We start from the raw sequence: 12,184 nt of genomic DNA, 5'->3' as shown, positions 1-12,184 counted from the left end.
GCGCGTCACTGGATCTTTTCGAGGCAGTAGCCGAGCCCGCGCACGGTGGCGATGCGCACCGGGCCCTTCTCGATCTTCTTGCGCAGGCGGTGGATGTAGACCTCGATCGCGTTGAGGCTCACTTCCTCGCCCCATTCGCACAGGCGCTCCACCAGCTGGTCCTTGCTGACCAGCCGGCCGGCGCGCTGCAGCAGCACCTCGAGCAGGCCCAGCTCGCGCGCCGACAGCTCGACCATCTTGCCGTCGAGCGTGGCGACGCGGCCGGCCTGGTCGTAGATCAGCGGGCCGTGCTTGATCGCGTTGCTGGTGGTGCCCATGCCGCGGCGCGTGAGGGCGCGCACCCGCGCCTCGAGCTCCTGCAGGCTGAAGGGCTTGGCCATGTAGTCGTCGGCGCCGTTGTCCAGCCCCTTGACGCGCTCCTCCACGCTGTCGGCCGCGGTGAGCACCAGCACCGGCAGCTGCGAGCCGCGCGCGCGCAGCCGCTTGAGGATCTCGATGCCGTGCAGGCTGGGCAGGCCGAGGTCGAGGATCAGCAGGTCGAACTCGCTGTGCGTCATGAGCGCGGTGTCGGCCTCGGAGCCGTTGGCCACGTGATCGACGGCGGCGCCCGAGGTGCGCAGGCTGCGCAGCAGTGCATCGGCCAGCACCTTGTCGTCTTCGGCAATCAGTATCCGCATAGCCACCTCCAGCCCGGTTCGCGCCGTGGGCGGCGCCGTTGCACGTTGTCTCCGCTCGGGGGGAGTCTAGCCCGCCGTATAGGCTTCCAGACCGATGGTTACCACGGTGGCGACATCGTCGCCCACGCTGGCGCGGAACTCGCGCTCGGCCTGCGTCACCGCCTGGCGGAAGGCCTCGAGCCAGGCCAGGCCGTCGGCCGTGAACAGCACGCGCCGCGCGCGCGCATCGAGCGGATCGGGCCCGCGCGTGACCAGCCCCCAGGCCTCGCACTGGTCGACCAGCGCGCCCATGGCCTGCTTGGTCATGCCGGCGCGCTCGGCGAGTTCGGTCAGGCGCGAGCCCTCGCGCGCGAGGTGGCGCGTGATGTGCACGTGGGCCGCGCTCACCTGCGCGCGCGCCGCGAGGTTCGACAGCGCCAGCGGCACGTCGACGTCGTGCGCCATCAGCGCGAGCACGCGCTCGTCGAAGCGCCGCATCGCATGGCCGAGCAGCCGGCCCAGGTGGGTCTGGCGCCAGGCATCGGGATCGAGGGGGAAGGGGGTGTCGCTCACGGCGCCAAATGGTAAAGCAAACTGACCAAAAAACGGGTTTACTCAAATCCATCCGCCCCTACACTACTGTTCAAGCATCCAGGCTGTAGTTAAAAGCAGATGGATCCGACCGTACACAACCCGTTGATCTTCAAGGAGTTTTTCACATGGACGCAGTCGTCAAGGGCTCGAGCATCGCAGGCGCCAACACCGAAAAGGCCAAGGCCCTCCAGGCCGCGCTGGCCCAGATCGAAAAGCAGTTCGGCAAGGGCACGATCATGCGGCTCGGCGAAGGCGAGGCGCTCGAGGACATCCAGGTGGTCTCCACCGGCTCGCTGGGCCTCGACATCGCCCTGGGCGTCGGCGGCCTGCCGCGCGGCCGGGTGGTCGAGATCTACGGCCCTGAATCCTCGGGCAAGACCACGCTCACGCTGCAGGTCATCGCCGCCATGCAGAAGCAGGCCGGCACCTGCGCTTTCGTCGACGCCGAGCACGCGCTCGACGTGCAGTACGCCCAGAAGCTCGGCGTGAACCTGTCCGACCTGCTGATCAGCCAGCCCGACACTGGCGAGCAGGCGCTCGAGATCGTCGACTCGCTGGTGCGCTCGGGCGCCGTCGACCTGATCGTCATCGACTCGGTCGCCGCGCTCACGCCCAAGGCCGAAATCGAAGGCGAGATGGGCGACTCGCTGCCCGGCCTGCAGGCCCGCCTGATGAGCCAGGCGCTGCGCAAGCTCACGGCCACGATCAAGAAGACCAACTGCATGGTCATCTTCATCAACCAGATCCGCATGAAGATCGGCGTGATGTTTGGTTCGCCCGAAACCACCACCGGCGGCAACGCGCTGAAGTTCTACGCCTCGGTGCGCCTGGACATCCGTCGCATCGGCACCATCAAGAAGGGCGACGAGGCCATCGGCAACGAAACCAAGGTCAAGGTGGTGAAGAACAAGGTCTCGCCCCCGTTCAAGACGGCCGAGTTCGACATCCTGTTCGGCGAGGGCATCAGCCGCGAGGGCGAGATCATCGACATGGGCGTGACCGCCAAGATCATCGACAAGTCGGGCGCCTGGTACGCCTACAACGGCGAGAAGATCGGCCAGGGCCGCGACAACGCGCGCGAGTTCCTGCGCGAGAACCCCGAGCTGTCGCGCGAGATCGAGAACAAGGTGCGCGAATCGCTGGGCATCCCGCTGCTGGCGGCGGACGCGGCCGGCGCGGCCGAATAACCGGCCGATGCATGCGAGCGGGGCGCCTGCGGTCGCCCCGCTTTCTTTTTCCGCCCCCGCATTTCCGATGGCATTCGATGCTCCTTCCCTGAAAGGCCGCGCGCTGCGCCTGCTGAGCCAGCGCGAGCATTCCCGCAGCGAACTCGAGCGCAAGCTGGCGCGCTACGAGGAAGAGCCGGGCACGCTCAAGGCCGCGCTCGACGAGCTCGCGGCCAAGGACTTCATCAGCGAGGAGCGCGTGGTCGCCTCGGTGCTGCACCAGCGCGCGGGCCGGCTTGGCGCGGCGCGCGTGCGGCAGGAACTGCAGGCCAAGGGCATCGGCGCCGAGGCCATCTCGCAGGCGGTGGCCGGGCTGCAGGGCAGCGAGCTCGAACGCGCGGCCGCGCTCTGGCGCCGTCGCTTCGACGCCCCGCCCGCCGATCCCAAGGAGCGCGCCCGGCAGGCCCGCTTCCTGATGGCGCGGGGCTTTTCGGCCGCGGTGGCGGCCAAGGTGCTGAGGAGCGATATCGATGAGCTCGAATGAACTGTCTCGCGTGATCACGCAGCGCGTGGCCTGCGACTGGCGCGCGGCCTATGCACTGGCGGCCGATCCCGCGCGCCTGCCCGATTGGGCCAGCGGCCTGGCCGACGGCGCGCTGACGCGCGAGGGCGATCGCTGGCTGGCGACCACGCCCGGTGGCCGCGCGGTGCTGCGCTTCGCACCGGCCAACGAGCTCGGCGTGCTCGACCACTGGGTGTCGCCCGAGGGCGTGCCCGAGGTCTACGTGCCGTTCCGCGTCATCGGCGTGGCGCCCGGCGCCTGCGAGCTGCAGTTCACGCTGCTGCGCCAGCCGCACATGGACGACGCGGCCTTCGCGCACGACGCCGAGTGGATCGCGCGCGACCTGCGCGCGCTGCAGGCGCTGCTCGAGGCGCCGGCCGGCTGAGCGGCCAAGCGGCCAAGCCCGCGACGGGCCGATGGCATGATCCGCGGCTTCATACCAACAAGGAGGAGCGCGCCATGTCTTCGAAACCCATCGGTTCCGCTGAATCTCCCTCGCTGGTGCGCACAGGCGCCCGCGCCGGCGCCGCCTTCGTCGGTTCGGTCGCGAAGGGCGTCTTCTTCGGCGTGGTGCTCGGTGGCGGCGCCTTCGTCTATTACCTGAGCCGGTTGAGCGGCCCCGGCATTCCCGGCGCACGCGCGGGCGGCGCCGGCGCGGTGCTGGCGCTGCTGGCCTCGCCGCCGCTGCTGGTGGGCCTGCTGCTGGGGCTCTTCATCGGCGTCTACGTGCTGCTCGGCGTGTCGCAGGGCCGCACGCGCGCGATGCAGCACCTGGTGGCCGCGCGCGGCGAGGCCGTGTCGCAGCGCCTGGGCGATGCCATCGCCGGGCGCATCGAATCGATGCCGCGCACCCACGGGGCGCTGCAGCGCGTGAGCGACTGGCTCTCGGTCGATGCACTGAGCGCGCAGCTCGCGCCGGTGCTTGGCGAAGGCAAGGCGGTGCGGGCGGTGATCGCCTTCGTGGTCAACCGGCTGCCGCTCAACGAGCTGCTGGCCGAATGGCAGCAGGGCCGCGCCGCGCAAGGCGAGCCGGCACCGCTGCCCACGGTGCAGGGCGGGCCCGTCGCGACGCAGGACCCGGCCTTGCGCGCGCTGATCACGCGGCGCATCCACGAGACGCTGCAGGAGATGTCGACGCCCTCGCGCAAGCCGTTCTACATCGTGCTCGCGCTGCATGCAGCGCTGCTCGGCACCGGGCTCTGGCTGGTGGGCTGAAACGAAAAAGGCGCCGGGGAGCCGGCGCCTTTCGAGTGGTGGAGGCCGCGCCTCAGAGCGACAACATCAGCTTGAGGTTCTGCACCGCGGCGCCGCTCGCGCCCTTGCCGAGGTTGTCCAGGCGCGCGATCACCACGGCATGGCGATGGTCCTCGTTCGGGAACACGCGGATCTCGAGTTGGTTGGTGTCGTTGAGCGCCAGCGCGTCGAGCTTGCCGTCCGCGGTGGGCGGCAGCACCTTCACGAACTGCTCGGGCGTGTTGCTCTTCGCGTAGTGCGCGGCCAGTGCCTCGTGCAGGTCGCCGGCCTTCGGCTTGCCGGGCAGCAGGTCGAGGTGCAGCGGCAGCTGGACCAGCATGCCCTGCTTGAAATTGCCGACCGAGGGGATGAACACCGGGCGCTGCGTGAGGCCGGTGTATTTCATGATCTCGGGGATGTGCTTGTGCGTGAGGCCCAGTGCGTAGGTTTCGAACAGCGGCGCCTCGCCCTTCTCGTAGGCCTCGATCATGGTCCGGCCGCCGCCCGAGTAGCCGCTGACCGAGGGCAGCGCGATCGGGAAGTCGGCGGGCAGCAGGCCCGCGTCGACCAGCGGACGCACCATGGCGATCGCGCCGGTGGCGTAGCAGCCGGGGTTGCCCACGCGGTCGGCCTGGGCCACGGCCTGCCAGTGGCCCGCCACCAGTTCGGGAAAGCCGAACACCCAGCCCGGCGCCACGCGGTGCGCGGTCGAGGCGTCGATGATCTTGGGCTTCTTGCCGGGCAACTGGTCGATCAGCGCGACCGATTCGCGTGCCGCGTCGTCGTGCAGGCACAGCACGACGAGGTCGACGCCGGCCATGAGGTCGCGCTTGGCATTGACGTCTTTACGCAGCTCGGGCGCGATGCTCACGAGCTCGACCTGCGGCATGTCTTGCAGCCGCTCGCGGATCTGGAGGCCGGTGGTGCCGGCTTCGCCATCGATGAAAACCTTGGCCATGGTGGGGTTGCCTGATGGAAGGGCTGGAGGAAAGGGGGCGGAAGGAGACGGGCTAGAAGAAAGTACGTATTGACCGCACACGCCCGTCAGTATTGATGCGGCGCACCATGATACAGTCCGCGATTGTCCGCCGCCCCCAGCCGTCAGGCTGCCGTCGCCTGTGGACAACAGAGCCAACACCAGCCTGCCTAGATCTCCCGTTTATTCAACCTCTTCCTTCCGAGAGACATCCCTCATGAAGATTCACGAGTACCAAGGCAAGGAAATCCTTGCCAAGTTCGGCGTGCCGGTGCCGCGCGGCATTCCGGCCTACACGGTCCAGGAGGCGGTCGAAGCCGCCCAGAAGCTGGGCGGCCCGGTCTGGGTGGTCAAGGCCCAGATCCACGCGGGTGGCCGCGGCAAGGGCGGCGGCGTGAAGGTCGCCAAGACCATCGAGGACGTGAAGAAGCTGGCTGGCGAGATCCTCGGCATGCAGCTCAAGACGCACCAGACCGGCCCCGAAGGCCAGAAGGTCCGCCGCCTCTACATCGAAGACGGCGCCGACATCCAGAAGGAATACTACGTTTCGGCCGTGACCGACCGCGCCACCCAGAAGGTGGCCTTCATCGCTTCGAGCGAAGGCGGCATGGACATCGAGGAAGTGGCCCACTCCTCGCCCGAGAAGATCATCACGGTGTTCGCCGACCCGCAAGCCGGTCTGACCGACGAGCAGGCCAAGCAGATCGCCGACGGCATCGGCATCCCGGCCGATTCGACCGCGCAAGCCGTCGACATCTTCAAGAAGCTCTACACCTGCTACATGGAGACGGACGCCTCGCTGGTCGAGATCAACCCGCTCAACCGTGACGGCAAGGGCAACATCATCGCCCTGGACGCCAAGTTCAACTTCGACAGCAACGCGCTGTTCCGCCATCCCGAGATCGTCGCGCTGCGCGACCTCGACGAGGAAGACCCGGCCGAAGTCGAAGCCTCGAAGTTCGACCTCGCCTACATCTCGCTCGACGGCAACATCGGCTGCCTGGTGAACGGCGCCGGCCTCGCGATGGCCACGATGGACACCATCAAGCTGTTCGGCGGCGAGCCGGCCAACTTCCTCGACGTGGGCGGCGGCGCCACCCCCGAGAAGGTCACCGAAGCCTTCAAGATCATGCTGAAGAACAAGAATGTCGAGGCCATCCTCGTCAACATCTTCGGCGGCATCATGAAGTGCGACACCATCGCCACCGGCGTGATCGCGGCCTGCAAGGCCGTGAACCTGCAAGTGCCGCTGGTCGTGCGCATGAAGGGCACCAACGAAGCCGAAGGCAAGAAGCTGCTGGCCGACTCGGGCCTGCCGATCATCAGCGCCGACACCATGGCGGACGCGGCCCAGAAGGTCGTGGCAGCAGTCAAGAAGGCCTAAGGAACAGAGTCATGTCGATCTACATCAACAAAGACACCAAAGTCATCACCCAAGGCATCACCGGCAAGACGGGCCAGTTCCACACCGAGAAGTGCCAGGAATACGCGAACGGCAAGAACGCCTTCGTGGCCGGTGTGAACCCGAAGAAGGCCGGCGAGTCGATCTTCAACATCCCGATCTTCGGTTCGGTGAAGGAAGCCGCCACGCAGACCGGCGCCACCGTGTCGGTGATCTATGTGCCGCCGGCAGGCGCCGCGGCCGCGATCTGGGAAGCCGTCGAGGCCGACCTCGACCTCGCGATCTGCATCACCGAGGGCATCCCGGTTCGCGACATGCTCGAAGTGCGCAACAAGATGAAGGCCAAGGAAGCCGCCGGCGGCAAGAAGACGCTGCTGCTCGGCCCGAACTGCCCCGGCCTGATCACGCCCGACGAGATCAAGATCGGCATCATGCCCGGCCACATCCACCGCAAGGGCCGCATCGGCGTCGTGAGCCGCTCGGGCACGCTGACCTATGAAGCCGTGGCGCAACTGACCGAGATCGGCCTGGGCCAATCGTCGGCGGTCGGCATCGGCGGCGACCCGATCAACGGCCTCAAGCACATCGACGTGATGAAGGCCTTCAACGACGACCCCGAAACCGACGCCGTGATCATGATCGGCGAAATCGGCGGTCCCGACGAAGCCGACGCCGCCCGCTGGTGCAAGGACAACATGAAGAAGCCGGTGGTCGGCTTCATCGCCGGCGTGACCGCGCCTCCCGGCAAGCGCATGGGCCATGCCGGCGCGCTGATCTCGGGCGGTGCCGACACGGCCGAAGCCAAGCTCTCCATCATGGAAGAGTGCGGCTTCACCGTGACGCGCAACTTCTCGGAACTGGCCAAGCTGCTCAAGGGCAAGCTGTAAGCCACGGCGTTCGCGCCCAGCAAGGTCCGTAAAGAGACCTCATACGCGCAAGAAAGAACAAGACGCCCGCAATCCGATTGCGGGCGTTTTTTTCACAAAAACAAAGCGGGATCAGAGACATGGAACTTCTTCAAAGCACGGACTTCTGGATCGGCCTGATCAAGATCGTCTGGATCAACATCATCCTGTCGGGCGACAACGCCGTGGTGATCGCCATGGCGGCGCGTTCGCTGCCGCCCGAGCAGCAGAAAAAAGCGGTGCTCTTCGGCTCCGGCGCGGCCGTCGTGTTGCGGATCGTGCTGACGGTGGTGGCGGCCAAGCTGCTGGCGCTGCCGTACCTGCAGATCGTCGGCGGCCTGCTGCTGCTGTGGATCGGCCTGCAACTGCTCGGCGAGGAAGACGAGGGCGACGGCGACTCCAAGGAGTACGGCAGCATGATGGCGGCCGTGCGCACCATCCTTTTGGCCGACCTCGTGATGAGCCTGGACAACGTGATCGCCGTGGCGGCTGCCGCGCAGGGCAGCATGGTGCTGCTGGTGCTGGGCCTGGCGATCAGCATCCCGCTCGTGATCTTCGGCAGCACGCTGATGATCAAGTTGATGGAGCGCTTCCCCATCATCGTGATGCTGGGCGCGGCGCTGATCGGCTGGGTCGGCGGCGAGACCATCGTGAGCGACGTGTCGCTGCGCGAGGTGCTGGCGGCCAACCCCTGGCTGCACTACGCCGCCGCCGCGGCCGGTGCGCTGTTCGTGGTGGCGGTGGGCAAGCTGCTCCAGCGGCGTGCCCACGCGGCCGCGGCGCAGCACTGACAGCGGAAGCCACCACCGGGCTGCCGCTTCGCCGACACTTGCGACCATGGTAGGTGTCGGCACTTCCCTCTTCTCGACCCGTCCCCCGCTCTCGTGGGAGTTCGCGGCGCTGACCGACGTCGGCCGCGTGCGCGCCCACAACGAGGACGCGGTCCATGTCGATCCCGTGCTCGGGCTGGCGGTGCTGGCCGACGGCATGGGCGGCTACAAGGGCGGCGAGGTCGCCAGCGCGATGGCGGTGTCGCTGGTGCATGCGAACTTCCGGCGCTGGTACGTGCAGGCCGGTCCGCAGGCGCCGGCCCGCGTCGTGCGACGCGCGCTGCAGGCCGCGACCGACGAGGCCAATGCCGCCATCTTGGACGGCAGCCTGACCAATCCCAACCTGCAGGGCATGGGGACCACGCTGGTCCTGGCCGCCTTCGGGCCGCATCGCGTGATGGTGGGCCACATCGGCGACTCGCGCTGCTACCGGCTGCGCAACGACAAGCTCGAGCAGCTCACGCGCGACCATTCGCTGCGCCAGCAGCAGCTCGATGCCGGCGCCATCACGGCCGAGGAAGCGCTGTCCTCGCCCAACCGCAACCTCGTGACCCGCGCCGTCGGCGTCGAGGCCCAAGTCTTGCTGGAAATGCATGAACACACGGCCAGGCCCGACGACCTCTATATGCTGTGCTCCGACGGGCTCAGCGAAATGGTCCCAGACGCCCAGCTTTTCACGCTTCTGACGAGACAAGACGGTGGTATTGAGTCCAAGGTATCACTTTTGGCAAACATCGCCAACGAAAATGGCGGACGGGATAACATTTCTGTCATCCTGGCCCGGGCCAGCCTGCCACGCGCGGCGGCCTGACGCAGGCGATGGGGCGGCGGATGCATCCGCCGCGTCGTCGTCGGCCCCGCGACAATTGCAATCAGGGAGTCGGCAGTGCCGAGAATGAGTATCTCGATCGATGGTGTCGTCATTCGGGAAGTGACGCTCGCGAAGGACCGTACCACCCTCGGGCGGCGCGCCTACAACGACATCGTGGTCGACAATCTCGCGGTGAGCGGCGAGCATGCCGTTCTGACCCTGCGCGGTGGCGATGTCCAAATTGAAGACCTCAACAGCACCAACGGCACCTACGTCAATGCAGTCGCCGTGCAGAAGCGGACGCTCAAGGACAACGATGTCATCGAGGTCGGCGGCTGCCGCATCCACTACCGCGCGCGCAGCGTCGCGCCCGCGGCCGGCACGCCGGTCCAGGTCGTCGTCGGCACCGAGTCTTCCGCTCCCATCCCCCTGTCCGCCGCGCCCACCGAATCGGGCGCGCTGGTCGAGCTCGGTGTGCCGGTGCTGCGCGTGCTGGCCGGCGAGAACGCCGGGCACGACCTGCCGCTGCAGAAGGTCGTCACCACCGTCGGCAAGCCCGGTGTTGCCGTCGCGGTCGTCACGCGCCGCCGCCAGGGCTACGTGGCGGCGAGCGTCATGGGCGCCGTCCTGCTCAACGGCGAGCCGCTGGGTGTCGAGGCCGTCGCGCTGCACGAGCGCGACCTGCTCGAGCTCGGCACCCTGCGCCTGCAGTTCGCACGGGTCTGAGCCGCGGGTCTTCCGTCGGCGAACCGGCCCCGATTCCGACCCCGGTTCCGGTCGATCATGAGTGCATTGCGGCGCCATTGGGCGCGCATCGCCGTCACCCTGCTGCCCGTGCTGCTGGCGCTGGCGCATGCCACCGGGCTCTGGCACGCCGGCATGCTCGAGCGCCTCGACCACCTGATCTACGACGTGCGCCTGCGCGCCACCATGCCGGGCACCTTCGATCCGCGCATCGTGATCGTCGACGTCGACGATGCGAGCCTCGCGCGCCAGGGGCAATGGCCGTGGCCGCGCGACAAGGTGGCGCGGCTCGCGACCGAACTGCTGTCGCACCAGCAGGCCAAGGTCGTGGGCTTCGACGTCATGTTCGTCGAGCCCGACCGCAGCTCGGGCATCGACCGGCTGCGCGAGCTGGCGGACGGCCCGCTGCGCGGCATCCCGGGGCTCGCCGGCGAGGTCGAGAAACTCGCGCCCTCGCTCGACAACGATGCCGTGCTGGCGCGCACGCTCGCCGGTAGGCCCGTGGCGCTCGGCTACTACTTCACGCAGGCTGAAACGCCGCGCGCCCGCGGCGCCTTGCCCGCCACGCCGCTGTGGCCCGCCGACGCACTGCCCGCGAAGGAGGGCTACACCACGCACTGGAACGGCTTCGGCGCCAGCCTGCCGGTGCTCGCGCAGGCCGCGCCCAGCGGGGGATTCCTCAACACCCTGGTCGGCGAGAGCGATGACGGCGTGATCCGCAGCGTGCCGCTGATCGCACGCTACGACGGCGACCAGGCCCGGCCCGGCTACTACGAGTCGCTCGCGCTGGCCGTCTACCGGCTCGCCAACGGTTCGCCGCCGGTGGTGCCCGCACTGGTGCCCGACAGTCCGGTCGCGCAGCTCGAGTCGTTGCGCATCGGCGAGCTGCGCGTGCCAGTCGATCGCAACGCCAGCGTGCAGGTGCCGTTCCGCGGCCCGGGCGGAAGCCGCGGCGGCTCGTTCCGCTACGTGGCGGCCGCCGACGTGCTCGAAGGCCGGCTCGCGCCCGAGGAGCTGAAGGACAAGATCGTGCTCGTCGGCGCCACCGCGCCGGGCCTGCAGGATCTGCGCGCCACGCCCGCGGCACCTTCCTTCGCCGGCGTCGAGGTGCATGCCAACATCGTCTCGGCGCTGCTCGACGACCGCCTGCTCGCCGTGCCCGACTACGCGCCGGGATACGAGGTGCTGACCGTGTTCATCGCCGGCATCGCGCTGGCCATCGGCCTGTCGCTGCTGCCCGCGCTGCGCGCCGTGGCCTTCATGCTGGCCGTGGCCGCGCTGCTGGTCGGGCTCAACACCTGGCTCTACGTCGCCCACGGCCTGGTGCTGCCGCTGGCCTCGACGCTGGCCATGGTCGCGCTCGCCTTCCTGCTCAACATGAGCTGGGGCTACCTGGTCGAATCGCGCGCGCGCCGCGGCCTCGTGCAGCTCTTCGGCACCTACGTGCCGCCGCAACTCGTCGACGAGATGCTGGAGCGCCCCGGTCACTACAGCATGCGCGCCGAGAGCAAGACCATGACCGTCATGTTCTGCGACATGCGCGACTTCACGCGCTTCTCGGAGCAGATGTCGCCGGCCGAGCTGCAGGCCTTCCTCAACACCGTGTTCAGCCGCCTCACCGACGTCATCACCGCGCACCGCGGCACCGTCGACAAGTACATGGGCGATTGCGTCATGGCCTTCTGGGGCGCGCCGCTCGAGACGCCCGACCACGCCAGCCTCGCCGTCAATGCGGCGCTCGACATGGCCGAGGCCGTGCAGGACCTCAACCGCATCCACCGCTCCCTCGGCCGGCCCGAGATCAGCATCGGCATCGGCCTCAACAGCGGCGTCATGAGCGTGGGCGACATGGGATCGGCCGCGCGGCGCAGCTACACCGTGGTCGGCGACGCTGTCAACCTGGCCTCGCGCCTCGAGGGCCTCAGTGGCCACTACGGCGTCGAGATCGTCGCCAGCGGTGGCACGCGCGAGTTCGCGCCGGCCTATGTCTGGCAGGAGCTCGATAGTGTGTTCGTCAAGGGCCGGGCCCAGGCCGTCGCCGTGTTCACGCCGCTGGCCGTCGCCCTGGACGAAGCCGACGTCGTCGCCGTGCGCGAGGCGCACCGGCTCGAGCGCTGGGCCGAGGTGCTGGCCGCCTACCGGCGCCAGGACTGGGCCTTGGGCCGAAACTTGCTGGACCCCCTCCTCGTGGCCGATGCCAAAAAAGTCCTTTACCAGCTCTACGCGCAGAGATTAGCCTCGATGGCGTTGCGTCCCCACGACCCGTCGTGGGACGGTGCGACCCGGTTCGAAACCAAATGACAGA

The 12,184-nt window shown here is 68.3% G+C and carries 13 protein-coding genes; 10 read left to right on the top strand and 3 right to left on the bottom strand.

What is annotated here, in order from left to right:
* Window positions 1-5 precede the first annotated feature (5 nt).
* Window positions 6-677, bottom strand: coding sequence for a response regulator (locus tag BM109_RS30810; RefSeq protein ID WP_093351522.1), 672 nt, complete (start codon window positions 675-677; stop codon window positions 6-8).
* 66 nt (window positions 678-743) lie between these two features.
* Complete coding sequence (locus BM109_RS30805; RefSeq protein ID WP_093351519.1) at window positions 744-1,229, bottom strand: MarR family winged helix-turn-helix transcriptional regulator; 486 nt, start codon at window positions 1,227-1,229, stop codon at window positions 744-746.
* Window positions 1,230-1,375: 146 nt separating this feature from the next.
* Between BM109_RS30805 and recA the strand changes: the two genes are divergently transcribed.
* The 4 genes from recA to BM109_RS30785 all read left to right on the top strand — a co-directional run bounded on the left by recA (window position 1,376) and on the right by BM109_RS30785 (window position 4,193).
* Window positions 1,376-2,437, top strand: coding sequence for a recombinase RecA (gene recA, locus BM109_RS30800; RefSeq protein ID WP_093351515.1), 1,062 nt, complete (start codon window positions 1,376-1,378; stop codon window positions 2,435-2,437).
* A 67-nt stretch (window positions 2,438-2,504) separates the two neighbouring features.
* A complete protein-coding gene (gene recX / locus BM109_RS30795) occupies window positions 2,505-2,960 on the top strand; it encodes a recombination regulator RecX (RefSeq protein WP_093351512.1) in 456 nt (151 codons plus the stop codon).
* The gene (locus tag BM109_RS30790; RefSeq protein ID WP_093351509.1) at window positions 2,947-3,363 is read left to right on the top strand and encodes a polyketide cyclase; all 417 of its coding nucleotides are present in this window, start codon (window positions 2,947-2,949) and stop codon (window positions 3,361-3,363) included. The genes recX and BM109_RS30790 overlap by 14 nt, the downstream gene beginning before the upstream one ends.
* A 74-nt stretch (window positions 3,364-3,437) precedes the next feature.
* Window positions 3,438-4,193 carry a hypothetical protein gene (locus BM109_RS30785; RefSeq protein ID WP_093351507.1) on the top strand — a complete coding sequence of 252 codons (756 nt, stop codon included), beginning with the start codon at window positions 3,438-3,440 and terminating at the stop codon, window positions 4,191-4,193.
* Window positions 4,194-4,245: 52 nt separating this feature from the next.
* Here the strand turns inward: BM109_RS30785 and argC are convergent, their stop codons facing one another.
* Entirely contained in the window at window positions 4,246-5,169 is a 924-nt protein-coding gene (gene argC, locus BM109_RS30780) for an N-acetyl-gamma-glutamyl-phosphate reductase (RefSeq protein ID WP_093351504.1), read from the bottom strand.
* Window positions 5,170-5,404: 235 nt separating this feature from the next.
* On the opposite strand from argC, the gene sucC reads away from it, so the two are divergent.
* From sucC to BM109_RS30750, 6 genes are all read left to right on the top strand, one after another.
* Window positions 5,405-6,571 (top strand): ADP-forming succinate--CoA ligase subunit beta, encoded by a 1,167-nt coding sequence (sucC, locus tag BM109_RS30775; protein ID WP_093351500.1) that lies wholly within the window; start codon window positions 5,405-5,407, stop codon window positions 6,569-6,571.
* Between the two features lie 11 nt (window positions 6,572-6,582).
* Window positions 6,583-7,476, top strand: coding sequence for a succinate--CoA ligase subunit alpha (gene sucD / locus BM109_RS30770; RefSeq protein ID WP_093351497.1), 894 nt, complete (start codon window positions 6,583-6,585; stop codon window positions 7,474-7,476).
* Between the two features lie 119 nt (window positions 7,477-7,595).
* A complete protein-coding gene (locus tag BM109_RS30765) occupies window positions 7,596-8,285 on the top strand; it encodes a TerC family protein (RefSeq protein WP_093351495.1) in 690 nt (229 codons plus the stop codon).
* Between the two features lie 46 nt (window positions 8,286-8,331).
* Window positions 8,332-9,135, top strand: a complete 804-nt coding sequence (locus BM109_RS30760; protein ID WP_093351492.1) for a Stp1/IreP family PP2C-type Ser/Thr phosphatase — start codon at window positions 8,332-8,334, stop codon at window positions 9,133-9,135.
* Window positions 9,136-9,210: 75 nt separating this feature from the next.
* Entirely contained in the window at window positions 9,211-9,861 is a 651-nt protein-coding gene (locus tag BM109_RS30755) for an FHA domain-containing protein (protein ID WP_093351487.1), read from the top strand.
* Between the two features lie 57 nt (window positions 9,862-9,918).
* On the top strand, window positions 9,919-12,180 hold the full coding sequence (locus tag BM109_RS30750; RefSeq protein WP_093351483.1) for a CHASE2 domain-containing protein: 2,262 nt from the start codon (window positions 9,919-9,921) through the stop codon (window positions 12,178-12,180).
* The last annotated feature ends 4 nt before the right edge of the window (window positions 12,181-12,184 follow it).

It is taken from the genome of Variovorax sp. PDC80 (assembly GCF_900115375.1).
In the GTDB taxonomy this organism is placed as follows: domain Bacteria; phylum Pseudomonadota; class Gammaproteobacteria; order Burkholderiales; family Burkholderiaceae_C; genus Variovorax.
This window is presented reverse-complemented; position numbering and strand designations above follow the sequence as displayed.